Source organism: Streptomyces hygroscopicus, from assembly GCF_026168105.1.
Lineage (GTDB): Bacteria > Actinomycetota > Actinomycetes > Streptomycetales > Streptomycetaceae > Streptomyces > Streptomyces hygroscopicus_D.
Genome location: NZ_LBMW01000002.1, coordinates 226,879 through 244,549 on the forward strand (window position 1 = coordinate 226,879; position 17,671 = coordinate 244,549).

Genomic DNA, 17,671 nt, shown 5'->3' on the forward strand with positions numbered 1-17,671 from the left:
GTATGTCCGAAAAGTCCGGCTCGACGGAGGCTGACCAGGACTTTTCCGCTGTTCTCGCTGACTCTGGCGCACTTGCCCGCTAGTCTCCGACGAGAGTGAACGGGCAAGCGTGTTGCTCGTAGCTCCCCAGGTGTGGGGCGACTAGGTTCCTCACCGGTCCGTATCCGACAGTTCGACATCCGAGGTGACGTAGGCGTGGCTCTTCCGCCCCTTACCCCTGAACAGCGCGCAGCCGCGCTCGAAAAGGCCGCCGCGGCTCGCCGGGAGCGGGCCGAGGTCAAGAATCGACTCAAGCACTCCGGCGCCTCCCTTCATGAGGTCATCAAGCAGGGCCAGGAGAACGACGTCATCGGCAAGATGAAGGTCTCCGCCCTCCTCGAGTCCCTGCCGGGCGTGGGCAAGGTCCGCGCCAAGCAGATCATGGAGCGACTCGGTATCTCCGAGAGCCGCCGCGTGCGGGGCCTCGGGTCCAACCAGATCGCCTCCCTCGAGCGCGAGTTCGGCGGTACCGCCAGCTGAGTCCCGGGCACTCCGGGATTGCTGGAATAATCGCTGCATGAGTGAACGTCCGCGGCTGACCGTGCTCTCCGGCCCCTCAGGGGTCGGCAAGAGCACGGTCGTCGCCCATATGCGCAAGGAACACCCCGAGGTCTGGCTCTCGGTCTCGGCGACGACCCGAAAGCCCCGCCCCGGTGAGCAGCACGGAGTCCACTACTTCTTCGTCACCGACGACGAGATGGACAAGCTGATCGCCAATGGCGAGCTGCTGGAGTGGGCCGAGTTCGCGGGCAACCGCTACGGCACCCCGCGAGCGGCCGTGCTGGAGCACCTGGAGGCGGGTGTGCCGGTCCTCCTGGAGATCGACCTCCAGGGCGCGCGGCAGGTCCGCGAGTCCATGCCCGAGGCCCAGCTGGTGTTCCTGGCTCCCCCCTCCTGGGAGGAGCTCGTGCGCAGGCTCACCGGACGGGGCACCGAGCCGCCGGAGGTGATCGAGCGCCGTCTGGAGGCGGCCAGGATCGAACTGGCGGCGGAGCCCGAGTTCGACGCAACCCTGGTCAACACCTCGGTCGAGGACGTGGCGCGCGAGCTGCTAGCCTTGACGGACGTTGTCTGATCAGGGTTGTGTGACCAGGTCTGATCTTTCCCATCTTTCGGAAGGTAGAGCGTGTCCTCTTCCATCACCGCGCCCGAGGGCATCATCAACCCGCCGATCGACGAGCTCCTCGAGGCCACCGACTCGAAGTACAGCCTCGTGATCTACGCGGCCAAGCGGGCCCGCCAGATCAACGCGTACTACTCGCAGCTCGGTGAGGGCCTCCTCGAGTACGTCGGTCCGCTCGTCGACACCCACGTCCACGAGAAGCCGCTCTCCATCGCCCTGCGCGAGATCAACGCGGGTCTGCTGACGTCCGAGGCCGTCGAGGGCCCGGCGTAACAGGCCCGGGTGCAGTAAGTCATATCTGCGGACCGCAGTAGGTTTTTCCACAGGCCCGGCAGCGCGGCTGCCGGGCCTGTGGTCTGCTCGGAGGCGGGGGATCGTCCCCCGCGGTGATGCAGCATGGGGATGTACGTTTCCGAGGCCGGGGAGAGACGGTGGACAAGCCGAAGGTGGTTCTGGGCGTCAGCGGCGGCATCGCCGCGTACAAGGCGTGCGAGCTGCTGCGCAGACTGACCGAGTCCGGGCACGACGTGCGTGTGGTGCCCACCGCCTCCGCCCTCCACTTCGTCGGCGCCGCCACCTGGTCCGCCCTCTCCGGCAACCCCGTCTCCACGGAGGTCTGGGACGACGTCCACGAAGTCCCGCACGTCCGTATCGGTCAGCACGCGGACCTGGTGGTCGTGGCGCCCGCGACGGCCGACATGCTCGCCAAGGCGGCTCACGGCCTCGCCGACGACCTCCTCACCAACACGCTGCTGACCGCTCGCTGCCCGGTCGTCTTCGCCCCGGCGATGCACACCGAGATGTGGGAGCACCCGGCCACCCAGGAGAACGTGGCGACGCTGCGGCGTCGAGGCGCCGTGGTGATCGAGCCCGCCGTGGGCCGGCTGACCGGCGTGGACACGGGCAAGGGCCGGCTGCCCGACCCGGCCGAGATCTTCGAGGTGTGCCGCCGGGTGCTCGCGCGGGGCGTGACCGAGCCGGACCTGACGGGCCGGCACGTCGTGGTCAGCGCCGGAGGCACCCGCGAGCCGCTCGACCCCGTCCGCTTCCTCGGCAACCGCTCCTCCGGCAAACAGGGCTACGCCCTGGCTCGTACGGCAGCGGCCCGGGGCGCCCGTGTCACCCTGATCGCCGCGAACACGGGCCTGCCCGATCCGGCCGGGGTGGACGTCGTACAGGTGGGGACCGCGGTGCAGCTGCGCGAGGCCGTGCTGAAGGCCGCTGCGGACGCGGACGCCGTGGTGATGGCGGCCGCGGTGGCGGACTTCCGCCCCGCGGTGTACGCGTCGGGAAAGATCAAGAAGAAGGACGGCCAGGACCCCGAGCCGATCGTCCTGGTCAGGAATCCGGACATTCTCGCGGAGATCTCTGCCGACCGCGCCCGACCCGGCCAGGTGGTCGTCGGCTTCGCCGCGGAGACGGACGACGTGCTGGCGAACGGCCGGACGAAGCTGGAACGCAAGGGCTGCGACCTGCTGGTGGTGAACGAGGTGGGCGAGCGCAAGACCTTCGGCTCCGAGGAGAACGAGGCGGTCGTGCTCGGTGTCGACGGCAGTGAGACCCCGGTGCCGTACGGGCCGAAGGAAGCGCTGGCCGAAACTGTGTGGGACCTCGTGGCACGCCGCCTGGCCTGAACGTTTCATTTCGTACGAGACCCGTCCGAACCCCGGACATTCACGCGTGGCGACCCTGGAAATGAGCGTGCGGCATTGGGCAGAATGCCTGTGCCGCAGGTCACAGCGCTCCCGAGAGGCGAGACACGTGGGCCGGTGGCCGAGCGCGACCGATAAACTGTCTCCGGACGACGCCGGGCGCAGCCCCCGTCCCGTCCGCCAATGATCAGCCAGCAGCCGCTGCAACCACAGGGAGCGTTGTGTCCCGTCGCCTGTTCACCTCGGAGTCCGTGACCGAGGGCCACCCCGACAAGATCGCTGACCAGATCAGCGACACCATTCTCGACGCGCTTCTGCGCGAGGACCCGACGTCCCGGGTCGCCGTGGAGACGCTCATCACGACCGGCCTGGTGCATGTGGCCGGCGAGGTCACGACCAAGACGTACGCGCCGATCGCCCAGCTGGTGCGCGAGAAGATCCTGGAGATCGGCTACGACTCGTCGAAGAAGGGCTTCGACGGCGCGTCCTGTGGTGTCTCGGTTTCGATCGGCTCCCAGTCCCCGGACATCGCGCAGGGTGTGGACACGGCGTACGAGTCCCGTGTCGAAGGCGACGACGACGAGCTGGACCGCCAGGGCGCCGGTGACCAGGGTCTGATGTTCGGATACGCGACGGACGAGACCCCGACCCTGATGCCGCTGCCGATCTTCCTGGCGCACCGTCTGTCGAAGCGTCTGTCGGACGTCCGCAAGAACGGCACGATCCCTTATCTGCGTCCGGACGGGAAGACGCAGGTCACCATCGAGTACGACGGTGACAAGGCGGTCCGTCTGGACACGGTGGTGGTCTCCTCGCAGCATGCGAGCGACATCGATCTGGAGTCCCTGCTGGCTCCCGACATCCGTGAGTTCGTGGTCGAGCCGGAGCTGAAGGCGCTGCTGGACGAGGGCATCAAGCTGGAGACGGACGGCTACCGTCTGCTGGTCAACCCGACCGGGCGTTTCGAGATCGGCGGTCCGATGGGTGACGCCGGACTGACCGGCCGGAAGATCATCATCGACACCTATGGCGGTATGGCCCGTCATGGTGGCGGTGCGTTCTCGGGCAAGGACCCGTCCAAGGTGGACCGTTCGGCGGCGTACGCGATGCGCTGGGTCGCCAAGAACGTGGTGGCCGCGGGTCTGGCCTCCCGCTGTGAGGTCCAGGTCGCGTATGCGATCGGCAAGGCCGAGCCGGTGGGTCTGTTCGTGGAGACGTTCGGCACGGCCAAGGTCGACGCCGAGAAGATCGAGCAAGCGATCGCCGAGGTCTTCGACCTGCGCCCGGCCGCGATCATCCGCGACCTCGACCTGCTCCGCCCGATCTACGCCCAGACGGCGGCGTACGGCCACTTCGGCCGCGAACTCCCCGATTTCACCTGGGAGCGCACGGACCGCGTGGACGCCCTGCGGAAGGCGGCGGGGCTGTAGCCCTTCCCACACGTCCGCGACGAGGCCCGGCGCCCTTGGGGCGACCGGGCTTCGTCGCGTCGGAACGCCTCGGACACCGCCTTCGGACGCGGGCGAGCGACGGCCGAGTGAGCTCGGGCCCGCCCCGGTGTCAGTGGTCTTTGGTAAGAATGCAAGCGTGAGCAGCGGGAACGGGCAGCATCGGGCGGGCGAGGGAGAAGCCGCGCCGCCCGAGCAGCTTGCGCTGATGCGGGAGGCCGTGCGGAAGGCCCAGGTACCCAGGGCCAAGCCGCGGACGTGGCGGGGGGCCGCGTTGGCCAAGGAGCTGCCCGTCGCGCGTGTGCTGGTCGACAAGGGCGTGCTGCATCTCGACCGGTACTTCGACTATGCGGTGCCCGAGGAGCTGGACGCCGTCGCACAGCCCGGGGTCAGGGTCCGGGTGCGGTTCGGGGCCGGCGGGCGCAATGTGCGCGAAGGGCGCCGCGAGGGGGGCGGGCTGATCGACGGGTTCCTCGTCGAGCGGGTGGCCGAGTCCGACTACGCGGGACCCCTCGCGGCCCTGGCCCAGGTGGTGTCACCCGAGCCCGTCCTGTCGCCCGAGCTGTTGGGGCTCGCCCGGGGCGTCGCCGACCGGTACGCGGGCAGCCTCGCCGACGTACTGCAGCTGGCCGTGCCGCCGCGGCACGCCCGGGCCGAGGCCGCACAGACGGGTGCGCCGCCCCCGCCTCCTCCGGCGCCCGAGCCCGGGTCGTGGCGGCGGTACGGGCGGGGGGCGGAATTCCTGCGGTCGCTGGCTGCCGGAGCTGCGCCCCGGGCCGTGTGGACCGCCCTGCCCGGGCCGGAGTGGGCGGAGGAGATCGCCCGAGCCGTGCAGGCGACGCTGGCCTCCGGCCGGGGGGCGCTGGTCGTCGTGCCCGCCGGGCGGCCCGCCGCGCGGGTCGACGCGGCGCTGCGCGGGCTGATGGGCGACGGGCAGCATGCGGTGCTGACGGCCGACGCCGGGCAGGAGCGGCGCTACCGAGAGTGGCTCTCGGTACGGCGCGGCGCGGTGCGGGCGGTGGTGGGGACGCGGGCCGCCATGTTCGCGCCCGTGCAGAATCTCGGGCTCGTCGTCGTCTGGGACGACGGCGATGCCGGTCACAGCGACGACAACGCTCCCTTTCCGCATGTCCGCGAGGTCCTGGAGCTGCGCGCCTCCCGCGACAGATGCGGCTTTCTGCTGGGCGGCTGGAGCTGCACCGTGGAGGCCGCCCAGCTCGTCGAGACCGGCTGGGCGGCGCCGCTCGTTGCGGACCGCGAGCGGGTGCGGGCGACCGCGCCGCTTGTACGGACCGTGGGGGACGGAGACCTCGCCCGGGACGAGGCGGCCAGGGCCGCGCGTCTGCCGACACTCGCCTGGGAGGTCGTACGGGACGGGCTGCGGCAGGGCCCCGTACTGGTGCAGGTGCCGCGGCGTGGCTACATACCCCGGATGGCTTGTGCGCAGTGCCGCGCGCCCGCCCGGTGCCGCCACTGCGCCGGGCCCCTGACGGCGCGGGACGCCGGGGAGTTGCGGTGCGGGTGGTGCGGACGTGAGGAGACCGCGTGGCACTGCCCTGAGTGCGGCGGATTCCGGCTGCGGGCCCAGGTCGTTGGGGCCCGGAGGACCGCCGAGGAGCTGGGGCGCGCGTTTCCGGCCGTCCCGGTGCGGACCTCGGGACGTGAGCAGGTGCTGGACACGGTGCCGGGGACACCCGCCCTGGTCGTCAGTACGCCCGGTGCCGAGCCCGTCGCCGAGGGCGGGTACGCGGCCGCGCTGCTCCTCGACGGGTGGGCCATGCTCGGGCGCCCCGATCTGCGTGCGGGCGAGGACGCGCTGCGGCGCTGGATCGGCGCGGGTGCGCTCGTACGTCCGCAGTCGGCGGGTGGAACCGTCGTGGTCGTCGCCGAGCCGACGCTGCGGCCCGTTCAGGCGCTCGTCCGTTGGGATCCCGTCGGACACGCGGTGCGGGAGCTCGCCGAGCGGGCGGAACTGGGATTTCCGCCGGTGTCGCGGATGGCGGCGGTGTCCGGGCCGACGGAGGCCGTGGCGGATTTCCTCGCCGGCGCCGAACTCCCGCCGGACGCCGAGGTGCTGGGACCCGTGCCGGTGCCGGTCACCGAGGCCGGGCGGCCACGGCGGGCTGGGGGGCCGCCATCGGGGGAGCGGTGGGTGCGGGTGCTCTTCCGGGTGCCACCCGGAAGCGGGGCCGCACTGGCCGCCGGGCTGAAGACCGCACAGGCGGCCCGGACGGCGCGGGGAGGAAGTGACGCGGTGCGGATCCGGATCGATCCGCCCGACATCGGCTGAGAGCCGAACGCGGCGGCTGCGGATGGATCAGGATCGCTGCGCATCGACCCCGGCCGCTACAGATTGATTCCGGCCATCGTGGGTCGATTTCGGGTCGATTTCAGGGTGATTCCCGGTCCAGCCGGATCGATCCGGCGGCCGGGGGGGGGACCGGCGGCCAGGTCCGCGTGGCGTGTGCGCGTGGTGCCGTCCCGCGGCGGGGCCGTCGCGCGTCCGGGGGGCGCCCGTCGGTGCTGCTCAGGCACACATCACGGACGCCCCCCGGCAGGGCACCGAGGGTGGCTCAGCCGCTGCGCGGGCCGGGGAAGGCCGACGGGCGCGCCTCGTCGCGCAGGGTGGGGCTGCCCGCTGTCGGCTGGGTCGGCATCGAGCGGGCCGCGGGGACGGTGGGGATGCCCGCGCCTACGTTGAGCGTGCGGCTGCCGGACGGCTCCGGTGCGCGCTCGGTCTCGGCCGCTGGCTGGGCGGCGGCGCGGCGGGCGCCGTAACGACGGTGGACCGCCTGCTTGGTGACCCCGAGTGCGGAGCCCACGGCGTCCCACGAGAAGCCGAGCGAGCGGTCGAAGTCCACGGCCGCCGTGACCAGGGTCTCGACACTGTCCCGCAACTCCTGCGCGAGACGGACGGTCGGGGCGGGGGCGCGTCCGTAGACGACGAAGCCCGTGGACGGGCCGGAGCGGCGCGGGCGGTAGACGTTGCCCAACTGGGCGGTGAGCGTGCGCAGCGCGTCCACCTGCCGGCGGACCCGCTCGATGTCCCGCACCAGCAAGTGCAGGCTGGCCCGGGCCTGGGCGTCGTGGGTTGCGTGGTCGGCCATGAACAAGCCTCTCGAACCGGCGTTGAAAAGGATCGGGCCGCGATCGCGGCCCGGAGCGGTCAACTCTCTCTTGACCAACGCGTCTATTGGCCTGTGGTCACGGTGCGGGGGCGTAAGGGCATATGCGTACGCCCCCACGGGTGGTGTGCGCTGCGAGACGTATGCGACGCGGGTCGTGGCAGCCGTCGCGCCCACGATGCCCCGGCCCCCATAGACTGGTGCGCTGCCCGCCCGCCGCGCGCAGCCGGAAGCGTACGGCACCGTCAAACTCCCGCCCGAGAGGCCGTCACTCACCCATGAGGCTTGTGTTCGCAGGTACCCCCGAGGTCGCCGTTCCCGCGCTGGACGCCCTGATCGCGTCCGGCCGGCACGAGGTGGCCGCCGTCGTCACGCGGCCCGACGCGCCGGCGGGGCGTGGGCGCAGGCTGGTCGCCAGTCCCGTCGCGGAACGGGCGGACGAGGCCGGCATCGAGGTCCTCAAGCCGAACAGGCCCCGGGACGAGGACTTCCTCGCCCGGCTGCGCGACATCTCGCCCGACTGCTGCCCCGTCGTCGCCTACGGTGCGCTCCTGCCGCGCGTCGCACTCGACATCCCCGCCCACGGCTGGGTCAATCTGCACTTCTCCCTGCTCCCCGCCTGGCGCGGCGCAGCCCCCGTGCAGCACTCACTCCTCGCGGGGGACGAGATCACCGGAGCCTCCACCTTCCTCATCGAAGAGGGACTCGACTCCGGGCCCGTCTACGGCACCGTCACCGAGCAGGTCCGCCCCACCGACACCAGCGGCGACCTCCTCACCCGGCTCGCCTTCGCCGGTGCGGGACTGCTCGAGGCCACCATGGACGGCATCGAGGACGGCACCCTGAAGGCTGTCCCGCAGCCCTCCGAGGGCGTCACTCTCGCGCCGAAGATCACCGTTGAGGACGCGCACGTCGACTGGGCCGCGCCCGCGCTCCGCGTCGACCGGATGGTCCGCGCCTGCACGCCCGCACCCGGAGCATGGACCTCCTTCCGCGGCGAGCGGCTCAAACTCATCCAGGTCACGCCTCTCCCCGACCGGACGGACCTGGCCCCCGGGCAGCTGTCCATCGGCAAGAACAACGTGTACGTCGGCACCGGCTCGTACGCCGTCGAGCTCGTGTGGGTGCAGGCCCAGGGCAAGAAGCCGATGCGGGCCGCGGACTGGGCGCGCGGGGTGCGGATCGGAGCGGGGGAGACCCTCGGGAACTGACCTCCACTCCTGCCCGACACCCCACGGACGTACGCTGGAAGCGCACGTCGTCCCACACCCGGAGCACCTTTTTCGTGAGCGACCAGTCCCGTCGTCCCCGCAAGCCCGGCAAGCCCTACCGCCGCCCCAAGAAGGACCCCGTCCGCATCCTCGCCTTCGACGCGCTCAGAGCCGTGGACGAGCGGGACGCGTACGCGAACCTCGTCCTGCCGCCGCTGCTGCGCAAGGCGCGCGAGCGGGACGGCCTCGACGGGCGGGACACGGCGCTCGCCACCGAGCTGGTGTACGGGACGCTGCGCAGGCAGGGGACGTACGACGCCATCCTCTCGGCCTGTGTCGACCGGCCGCTGCGAGAGGTCGATCCGCCCGTCCTCGACGTGCTGAGTCTCGGTGTCCATCAGCTGCTCGCGACGCGGATCCCGTCGCACGCCGCCGTGTCCGCCACCGTGGAACTCGCCCGGGTCGTCCTCGGCGACGGGCGCGCCAAGTTCGTCAACGCGGTGCTGCGCAAGGTGGCCCAGGACGACCTGGACGGCTGGCTGGAGCGGGTCGCGCCGCCCTACGAGGAGGACCCCGAGGACCACCTCGCCGTCGTGCACTCGCACCCGCGCTGGGTCGTCTCCGCCCTGTGGGACTCGCTCGGCGGCGGGCGCGCCGGGATCGAGGACCTTCTCGCGGCCGACAACGAACGGCCCGAGGTCACCCTCGTCGCCCGTCCCGGCCGTGCCACCACCGAGGAGCTGCTCCGCCAAGAGTCCGCGGCGCCGGGCCGCTGGTCCCCGTACGCCGTCCGGCTGACCGAGGGCGGCGAGCCCGGCGCCGTCGAGGCCGTACGGGAAGGACGTGCGGGTGTCCAGGACGAGGGCAGCCAGCTCGTCGCGCTGGCACTCGCGAACGCGCCCCTGGAGGGGCCCGACGAGCGCTGGCTCGACGGGTGCGCGGGGCCCGGCGGCAAGGCCGCGCTGCTCGCCGCCCTGGCCGCCGAGCGCGGTGCCGCGTTGCTCGCCTCCGAGAAGCAGCCGCACCGGGCCGGTCTGGTCGCGAAGGCGCTCGCCGGGAACCCCGGGCCGTACCAGGTCATCGCCGCCGACGGCACCCGTCCGCCGTGGCTGCCCGGTTCCTTCGACCGCGTACTGATGGACGTGCCCTGCACGGGTCTCGGGGCGCTGCGCCGCCGCCCCGAGGCGCGGTGGCGCCGTCGGCCCGAGGACCTCGAGGGGTTCGCGCCGTTGCAGCGCTCCCTGCTGCGAACGGCGCTGGAGTCGGTGCGCGTCGGTGGCGTCGTCGGCTATGCCACCTGTTCGCCCCACCTCGCCGAGACCCGTGCCGTGGTCGACGACGTGCTCAAGCAGTGCCGGAACGCCGAACTCGTCGACGCCCGGCCGCTGCTGCCCGGCGTACCGGCCCTCGGCGACGGCCCCGACGTACAGCTGTGGCCGCATCTGCACGGCACCGACGCGATGTACCTGGCGCTCGTCCGCCGGACCGCCTGACCTGTGCACCGCACGCCCGCACGGCAGCGGTCGCCGTCGAGACGAGGGGGATGGCCGGATCCGGGCCCCATCCACCAGCCGGACCGACGACAACAGTCGGCGCCGGGCATGGCAGGCTTGGCTCATGGCCGTGCAGATCAACCCCAGCATCCTGTCCGCCGACTTCGCCCGCCTCGCCGAGGAGGCGAAGGCCGTGGAAGGGGCCGACTGGCTCCACGTCGACGTCATGGACAACCATTTCGTCCCGAACCTCACGCTCGGCGTGCCGATCGTGGAGTCCCTGGTCCGTGCGACGGACACCCCGCTGGACCTGCACCTGATGATCGAGGACGCCGATCGGTGGGCGCCCCAGTACGTCGAGGCGGGCGCCGGATCGGTCACCTTCCACGTCGAGGCGGCCTCGGCGCCGGTGCGACTGGCGCGCGAGATCCGGGCCAAGGGCGCCCGGGCCTCCATGGCCCTCAAGCCCGCCACGCCCATCGAGCCGTACGAGGACCTGCTGCCCGAGCTGGACATGTTGCTGATCATGACCGTCGAGCCCGGCTTCGGCGGCCAGTCGTTCCTCGACATCATGCTGCCGAAGATCCGCCGCACCCGAGAGCTGATCAGCAAGCACGGCCTCGAGCTCTGGCTGCAGGTCGACGGCGGTGTCTCGGCTTCCACCATCGAGCAGTGCGCCGAGGCGGGGGCGGACGTCTTCGTCGCCGGTTCGGCGGTGTACGGCGCGGCCGACCCGTCCGCGGCGGTACGTGCATTGCGCACCCAGGCGGAGCGGGCGACCGCCCGTGCGTCCTGGGCGTGCGACGACTGAGCCAACGGAACCTGAACGCCGACCGTCCGGGCTGATCAAGTTCGCCGGATCTGCAAGGATGAACGGCGAATGCAGTGTGTGCACAGCAGTGAGGAGATGGCCGTGTCGGGTATGTCGGCGGGCCGGTCAGCCATGCGGATGGGACCCGCTGAGCTGGTGCAGGCGGCGGCCATGGCCCGTCGCTTCTATCTCGAGGGCAAATCCAAGATCCAGATCGCGGAGGAGTTCGGCGTCAGCCGCTTCAAGGTGGCCCGGGTCCTGGAGACCGCCCTCGAACGGGATCTCGTACGGATCGAGATCCGTGTTCCGGCCGAGCTGGACGCCGAGCGCTCCGACGCGCTGCGCGCCCGCTACGGCCTCAGGCACGCGGTCGTGGTCGAGTCCCCGGCCGAGGCCGAGGAGTCGCCCGACCCGGAGAACCTCGGGGAGGTCGCCGCCGACCTGCTCGGCGAGCTGGTCGCCGAGGGCGATGTGCTGGGCCTGGCCTGGGGGCGCTCCACCATCCACATGGCGGCGGCCCTGGATCGGCTGCCACCGTGCACGGTGGTGCAGCTGACGGGCGTGTACGACGCCGGGACCGCCGAGCGCGGTTCGGTGGAGGCCGTTCGCCGCGCCGCGCAGGTCTCGGGCGGGGACGCGCACCCCATCTACGCGCCGATGCTGTTGCCCGACGCGGCGACCGCGGCGGCGCTGCGCAACCAGACGGGGATCGCCCGCGCCTTCGAGTACTTCGACAAGGTCACGGTGGCCTGCGTCTCCATCGGCTCCTGGGAGCCCGGCATCTCGACGGTGCACGACATGCTCAGCGACGAGGAACGCGCCCACTACGCGTCCCTCGGTGTAGCCGCCGAGATGTCCGCGCACCTCTTCGACGCCGAGGGCCGCCGGGTCGGACGGGACCTCGGGGAACGGTGCATCACGGTGAAGGCGGACCAGCTCCGTCGTATCCCAGAGGTCGTCGCGATCGCGGGCGGACAGCGGAAGGCGGCCGCGATCGACGCGGTTCTGCGGTCCGGGCTCGTCACCAGCCTGGTGACGGACACGTCGGCGGCGGACTACCTGATGACGGCGGGGCCGACGCCGAAGCCCGCGCTGAACCGCGCGGACCCCGACGGGTCCTGACGACCGCCCGCGCGGGGACGGCTGTGGCAGCATCGGCGCCATGCTGCTGCGGTCCGTCCCTCGCATGCTCGCGGGGCTCCTCGTCTGTCTGACCGTCCTGCTCACCGGTTGCTCCCCGACGCACACCGCCGGCCCGGCGACCCGTGCCCCCGCCTCGGCTCCGGTCCCCTCCTGGGCTCGGCACCTGGCCACCGTGAAGGAGTCCGAGCTCCCCGCGGAGGCCCGGCACACCCTCGTCCTCATCGACAAGGGCGGCCCGTACCCCTACACCCAGGACGGCGTCGTCTTCGGCAACTTCGAGCGCCGGCTGCCACCGCACCCGCGCGGCTATTACCACGAGTACACGGTGCGTATGCCGGGCTCGCGCGACCGTGGGGCCCGGCGCATCGTGACCGGGCAGGGCGGTGAGATCTACTACACCGACGATCACTACAACTCCTTCAGGGCGGTGCTGAGATGACCGACGACCTCAGGGGCCGGTTCGTGGTTGCGCTGAACCTCGACGGGGTCGCCGACAAGGCCGTGTTCATGGAGCGGGCCGTCCGCGCCCTGGACCTGCCGGACTGGTTCGGCCGCAACTGGGACGCGCTCGCCGACTCGCTCACCGACCCCTCGGTCTGGCCCGAGGCCGCGGCCGGGCAGGGGCTGCTGATCGTCGTCACCGGCTGGCGGGGCTACGCGACGGCGCGCCCGCAGGAGTGGGAGATCGCTCAGGGCGTGTTCGCCGAGGCGGTGGACCGCACGCCGGGGCTCTCCGTCGCGCTCGCGCTTGGAGGATCCCACGAAGACCCCGCTGACCTGCCTGGATGATCTGTCCGGGGACCGTACGGCCCCCGCCATGGGAGAATGAAGTACGTGCTCTTCCCCCTGGCTGTCCTGTCCGGGGGCCGCCTCTGATCGACTGGGATGTGCAGCACGTGCGTTTCCTCAATGACATCCAGCCCGGGTACGACCTGACGTACGACGACGTGTTCATGGTGCCGAGCCGCTCCGCGGTCGGCTCCCGTCAGGGCGTGGACCTCGCTTCCCCGGACGGCACGGGCACCACCATTCCGCTGGTCGTCGCCAACATGACCGCGATCGCCGGCCGGCGTATGGCGGAGACGGTGGCTCGTCGCGGCGGCCTCGTCGTCATACCCCAGGACATCCCGATCGATGTGGTCACCGAGGTCGTCTCCTGGGTGAAGAGCCGCCACCTGGTGCTGGACACCCCGATCGTGCTGGCCCCGCACCAGACCGTCGCCGACGCGCTGTCACTGCTGCCGAAGCGCGCGCACAACGCCGGTGTGGTCGTCGACGGGGAGCACCGGCCGATCGGTGTGGTCACCGACGCGGACCTCTCCGGAGTGGACCGCTTCACGCAGCTCGAGGTCGTCATGTCGAAGGACCTGCTGCTCCTCGACGCCGGCATAGACCCGCGGGAGGCCTTCAACATCCTCGACGGCGCCAACCGCCGCTACGCGCCCGCCGTCGACAAGGACGGCAGGCTCGCCGGCATCCTGACCCGCAAGGGCGCCCTGCGCGCCACGCTCTACACGCCGGCCACCGACGCGGGCGGCAGGCTGCGCATCGCCGCCGCCGTCGGCATCAACGGCGACGTCGCGGGCAAGGCCAAGCAGCTGCTCGACGCCGGTGTCGACACACTTGTCATCGACACCGCGCACGGGCACCAGGAGTCGATGATCAGCGCCATCAGGACCGTACGGGCGCTGGACCCGAACGTGCCGCTCGCGGCGGGCAACATCGTCGCCGCGGAGGGCGTGCGCGATCTGATCGAGGCGGGCGCGGACATCGTCAAGGTCGGGGTGGGCCCCGGCGCCATGTGCACCACGCGCATGATGACGGGCGTCGGCCGCCCGCAGTTCTCGGCGGTCCTGGAGTGCGCGGCCGAGGCGAAGAAGTACGGCAAGCACGTGTGGGCCGACGGCGGCGTCCGTCACCCGCGCGACGTGGCCATGGCCCTGGCGGCGGGCGCGTCCAACGTGATGATCGGCTCGTGGTTCGCGGGCACGTACGAGTCCCCCGGCGATCTGCAGCAGGACGCGAACGGCCGTCTGTACAAGGAGTCGTTCGGCATGGCCTCGGCCCGCGCCGTCCGCAACCGGACGTCCGAGGAGTCGGCGTACGACCGTGCCCGCAAGGCCCTGTTCGAGGAGGGCATCTCGACCTCCCGCATGTTCCTCGACCCTGGCCGGCCGGGTGTCGAGGACCTGATCGACTCGATCATCGCGGGCGTCCGGTCCTCCTGCACCTACGCGGGCGCGGGCTCCCTCGAGGAGTTCGCGGAGCGCGCTGTCGTCGGCATCCAGAGCGCGGCGGGCTACGCGGAGGGCGAGCCCCTGCACGCCAGCTGGAGCTGAGACACCCCCCTTCGGCACGGCCCCTGTTGTCCCGTCGCGGGACCGCGGGGGCCGTCCGCGCGTCCGGCCGAAAGCCGGGAGACACCGGGAGACACCGGGAGACACCGGGAGACGCGACGACCCGCGTCCTACGGTCGGCTCCATGGTGACCGGCTCCGACGCGGCGGACGAAGCCCAGGCACGCACGATCGCCGGGGCCGTGCAGGACGGCTGGGAACCCGCACCCCGCGGCCGGGCTGCGCAAACATCGAAAGGGCCTGCGCAACGAACATCCGCACCCGCCCGATGAACGCAATGATCTTGCGGAGATGCGCAAGGCTGCTGCATTACGCCCGTGGAGGGCGGACTCGTAGGGTCATGCGCTGTACGTGGCGTGGTGAGGACCCGCTCGGTGGTCCCCGCCCTTGTGGGGTGCCGCCGGTCCCGCCTGCCCCCTTGCCCGGCAGCGATAAGGAGCCGACGCGTGCTCGACCAAGGCGCACCTCCGCAGTCCAGCAGTCATCCAGTCCCCGCGACACCCGGCATCGGCGCGCGTCTGATGCGCCGCAAGCCCGTGGAGAGCCTGGTCGCCGAGGGCGGCCAGGGTGAGGGAGGCACGCTGCGGCGTTCCCTCGGGCTGTGGCAGCTCACCATGATCAGCATCGGTGCCACGCTCGGCACCGGCATCTTCGTGGTCCTCGGCGAGGCCGTCCCCAAGGCCGGTCCCGCCGTCACCCTCTCCTTCGTGATCGCCGGTCTCACCGCGCTGTTCTCCGCCCTCTCGTACGCCGAGCTGGCGGGCACCATCCCGGTCTCCGGGTCGTCGTACTCGTATGCCTACGCAACGATGGGCGAGCTGATCGCCTGGGTCTGCGGCTGGTGCCTGGTCCTGGAGTACGGCGTGTCGGTTGCGGCCGTCGCGGTCGGCTGGGGCCAGTACCTCAACGAGCTGCTGGACGGGACCATCGGGGTCACCATCCCGGCCGCCCTGTCCGCGCCGCCCGGGGACGGCGGCATCTTCAACCTGCCCGCGCTGATCGTCGTCCTGCTCGCCATGGCGTTCCTGCTGGGCGGCGCCAAGGAGTCCGCGCGCGCCAACACGATCATGGTCCTCGTGAAGATCGCCGCGCTGCTGCTGTTCTGCCTGATCGGCATCCAGGGCTTCCGCTCGGGCAACTACGCCAACTTCATGCCCCTCGGCATGGCCGGCGTCAGCGCCGCCGGGGCGACGCTCTTCTTCTCGTACATCGGTTTCGACGCCGCCTCCACTGCCGGTGAGGAGGCGAAGAACGCGCAGCGCGACCTGCCGCGCGCGATCATGCTGTCGCTCGTCATCGTCACGGCGCTGTACGTCGTCGTCGCGGCCGTCGCCGTGGGCGCGAAGCCCTGGAAGCGGTTCAACGACTCCGAGGCCGCACTCGCCCAGATCATGAAGGATGTCACGGGACAGACCTTCTGGGGCACGCTGCTCGCGGCCTGCGCGGTCATCGCCATCGCGAGCGTCGTGCTGACGGTGCTCTACGGCCAGACGCGCATTCTCTTCGCGATGTCCCGGGACGGCCTGGTGCCCAAGGTCTTCTCGCGCGTCCACCCGCGGACCGGCACCCCCCGCGCCAACACCGTCATCGTGTCCGTCTTCTGCGGCGTCCTCGCCGCGGCGATCCCGCTCGGGCAGCTCGCCGACGCAACCAGCATCGGCACCCTCTTCGCCTTCGCGCTGGTCAATGTCGCGGTGGTGGTGCTGCGCCGGACGCGGCCGCACATGACCCGCACCTTCCGGGTGCCGCTGTCGCCGGTGCTGCCCGCGATCGGCTTCTCCTTCTGCGTGTGGATGATGGGCAGTCTCTCGGCCGTCACCTGGGTGGTCTTCGGTGTCTGGATGGCCGTCGGGCTCGTGTTCTACTTCCTGTATGGCCACCGGCGCTCCCGGCTGGCCGCCGTGGAGCCCGCGGCCCCCGCAGTCACCGCACAGAAGTGAACCGCCCGCCGTGCTGAACGATCTCGACGAACGCATCGTCCACGCCCTCGCCGAGGACGCCCGCCGCTCCTACGCGGACATCGGGCAACTGGTCGGCCTGTCCGCGCCCGCCGTGAAGCGGCGCGTGGACCGACTGCGGGCGACCGGCGCCATCACCGGGTTCACCGTACGGGTGGATCCGGCGGCGCTCGGCTGGGAGACCGAGGGGTTCGTCGAGATCTACTGCCGGCGCAACACCTCGCCGGAGACCATCCAGCGGGGCCTGGAGCGCTACCAGGAGGTCGTGGCCGCCTCCACCGTCACCGGTGAGGCGGACGCGATCGCCCAGGTCTTCGCCTCCGACATGCGTCACTTCGAGCGCGTCCTCGAACGCATCGCCGGGGAGCCGTTCGTGGAGCGGACGAAGTCCGTGCTCGTACTGTCGCCGCTGCTGCGGCGGTTCTCGTCGGGTTCGCCGACGTAGACGTGTGTCCGGGGGCGTTGTTTGCCTGCTCGGGCGGAGAGTTGACCCGAGGATGTGACACCTGTTTGACTGCGGAACGGTGGCTCAGCCACTGGTCCGCAGTCAGCGCGCACCGGGAGTACCTCCGTGACCGTCGAGAGCATCCAGCACCAGTCGGTCGTGGACCTGCTGGAGGCCAGGCTGCGCGAGGACATTCTGCGCGGGAGGCACACCCCTGGCACGCTCCTGCCGCCCGAGCGTGAACTCGCGGCCGGATACGGCGTCACCCGTACCACCCTCAAGCACGCCCTTTCACGGCTCGAGCAGGCCGGGATGGTGAGCACCCGCCACGGCATCGGCACCCGGGTCCGGGACTTCCTGCGGGTCGGCGGGGCCGACCTGCTGCCGATGCTTGCCTCCCAGGACAGCGGCTGGCTGGTGGAGATCTTCGAGGTACGGCGGCACATCGGCTCGCTGATCGCTCGGCGTGCTGCAACCCGCCGTACGGCCCGGCAGTCGCGGCGGCTGGCCGAGCTGCTGGAGGCGGTGGCCGCGGCGCCCGACGCCGACGCCGCCCAACTGGCCGACGTCGAAGTCCATCGCGAGCTGGCCCGGGCCACCGGCAACCGGGTGTACCTGCTGCTCACCAATACGCTCTTCAACGCCTATATGCCGGTCCGCCGGGCGCTGTGCGCACCCTTCGAGGACCCGGCCAAGGCTGCCGCCCGGCTCGACCCGGTCGTCCGCGCAGTGATCGACCGTCGCCCACAGGACGCGGAACGCGCGGCGGAGAGGTATCTGCGCGAGACGGAGAAGCTCATGCTGGGCGCGCTGGACAAGGCGAATCAGGCACACGCGATCCGGTGAGCGGCCGGCCGAAGCCAACCG

At 71.5% G+C, this 17,671-nt stretch carries 17 protein-coding genes; 16 read left to right on the forward strand and 1 reads right to left on the reverse strand.

Features of this window, described 5'->3' with window-relative positions; all coding sequences use genetic code 11:
* The first annotated feature begins 195 nt into the window (after positions 1-195).
* The 6 genes from AAW14_RS03385 (at position 196) to AAW14_RS03410 (ending at position 6,552) form a co-directional block, all read left to right on the forward strand.
* On the forward strand, positions 196-519 hold the full coding sequence (locus tag AAW14_RS03385) for an integration host factor (protein WP_103844829.1): 324 nt from the start codon (positions 196-198) through the stop codon (positions 517-519).
* A gap of 37 nt (positions 520-556) precedes the next feature.
* Positions 557-1,114 carry a guanylate kinase gene (gene gmk / locus AAW14_RS03390; RefSeq protein ID WP_265559664.1) on the forward strand — a complete coding sequence of 186 codons (558 nt, stop codon included), beginning with the start codon at positions 557-559 and terminating at the stop codon, positions 1,112-1,114.
* 51 nt (positions 1,115-1,165) lie between these two features.
* Entirely contained in the window at positions 1,166-1,435 is a 270-nt protein-coding gene (gene rpoZ, locus AAW14_RS03395; RefSeq protein WP_129310310.1) for a DNA-directed RNA polymerase subunit omega, read from the forward strand.
* Between the two features lie 158 nt (positions 1,436-1,593).
* Positions 1,594-2,796: a bifunctional phosphopantothenoylcysteine decarboxylase/phosphopantothenate--cysteine ligase CoaBC gene (coaBC, locus tag AAW14_RS03400; protein WP_265559667.1), complete on the forward strand. Its 1,203-nt coding sequence runs from the start codon at positions 1,594-1,596 to the stop codon at positions 2,794-2,796.
* A gap of 239 nt (positions 2,797-3,035) precedes the next feature.
* The gene (metK, locus tag AAW14_RS03405) at positions 3,036-4,244 is read left to right on the forward strand and encodes a methionine adenosyltransferase (protein WP_265559669.1); all 1,209 of its coding nucleotides are present in this window, start codon (positions 3,036-3,038) and stop codon (positions 4,242-4,244) included.
* 157 nt (positions 4,245-4,401) lie between these two features.
* Positions 4,402-6,552 (forward strand): primosomal protein N', encoded by a 2,151-nt coding sequence (locus AAW14_RS03410; RefSeq protein WP_265559671.1) that lies wholly within the window; start codon positions 4,402-4,404, stop codon positions 6,550-6,552.
* Between the two features lie 283 nt (positions 6,553-6,835).
* On the opposite strand, the gene AAW14_RS03415 is transcribed toward AAW14_RS03410, so the two are convergent.
* The gene (locus AAW14_RS03415; RefSeq protein ID WP_265559673.1) at positions 6,836-7,369 is read right to left on the reverse strand and encodes a hypothetical protein; all 534 of its coding nucleotides are present in this window, start codon (positions 7,367-7,369) and stop codon (positions 6,836-6,838) included.
* Between the two features lie 296 nt (positions 7,370-7,665).
* Between AAW14_RS03415 and fmt the strand changes: the two genes are divergently transcribed.
* From fmt to AAW14_RS03465, 10 genes are all read left to right on the forward strand, one after another.
* Positions 7,666-8,598, forward strand: coding sequence for a methionyl-tRNA formyltransferase (gene fmt, locus AAW14_RS03420; protein ID WP_265559675.1), 933 nt, complete (start codon positions 7,666-7,668; stop codon positions 8,596-8,598).
* 74 nt (positions 8,599-8,672) lie between these two features.
* Positions 8,673-10,091 (forward strand): RsmB/NOP family class I SAM-dependent RNA methyltransferase, encoded by a 1,419-nt coding sequence (locus AAW14_RS03425; RefSeq protein ID WP_265559677.1) that lies wholly within the window; start codon positions 8,673-8,675, stop codon positions 10,089-10,091.
* A gap of 124 nt (positions 10,092-10,215) precedes the next feature.
* Positions 10,216-10,902, forward strand: coding sequence for a ribulose-phosphate 3-epimerase (gene rpe / locus AAW14_RS03430; RefSeq protein ID WP_265559679.1), 687 nt, complete (start codon positions 10,216-10,218; stop codon positions 10,900-10,902).
* A 78-nt stretch (positions 10,903-10,980) separates the two neighbouring features.
* Positions 10,981-12,024, forward strand: coding sequence for a sugar-binding transcriptional regulator (locus tag AAW14_RS03435; RefSeq protein ID WP_265559897.1), 1,044 nt, complete (start codon positions 10,981-10,983; stop codon positions 12,022-12,024).
* A gap of 40 nt (positions 12,025-12,064) precedes the next feature.
* Complete coding sequence (locus tag AAW14_RS03440; RefSeq protein WP_265559681.1) at positions 12,065-12,484, forward strand: ribonuclease domain-containing protein; 420 nt, start codon at positions 12,065-12,067, stop codon at positions 12,482-12,484.
* The gene (locus AAW14_RS03445; protein ID WP_265559684.1) at positions 12,481-12,834 is read left to right on the forward strand and encodes a barstar family protein; all 354 of its coding nucleotides are present in this window, start codon (positions 12,481-12,483) and stop codon (positions 12,832-12,834) included. Before AAW14_RS03440 ends, AAW14_RS03445 begins: the two co-directional genes overlap by 4 nt.
* 107 nt (positions 12,835-12,941) lie before the next feature.
* Entirely contained in the window at positions 12,942-14,384 is a 1,443-nt protein-coding gene (locus tag AAW14_RS03450) for a GuaB1 family IMP dehydrogenase-related protein (protein ID WP_265559686.1), read from the forward strand.
* Positions 14,385-14,847: 463 nt separating this feature from the next.
* Positions 14,848-16,341: an amino acid permease gene (locus AAW14_RS03455; RefSeq protein WP_265559688.1), complete on the forward strand. Its 1,494-nt coding sequence runs from the start codon at positions 14,848-14,850 to the stop codon at positions 16,339-16,341.
* 10 nt (positions 16,342-16,351) lie between these two features.
* Positions 16,352-16,804 (forward strand): Lrp/AsnC family transcriptional regulator, encoded by a 453-nt coding sequence (locus tag AAW14_RS03460; protein ID WP_265559691.1) that lies wholly within the window; start codon positions 16,352-16,354, stop codon positions 16,802-16,804.
* A 126-nt stretch (positions 16,805-16,930) separates the two neighbouring features.
* Complete coding sequence (locus AAW14_RS03465) at positions 16,931-17,650, forward strand: FadR/GntR family transcriptional regulator (protein WP_265559693.1); 720 nt, start codon at positions 16,931-16,933, stop codon at positions 17,648-17,650.
* Positions 17,651-17,671 lie beyond the last annotated feature (21 nt).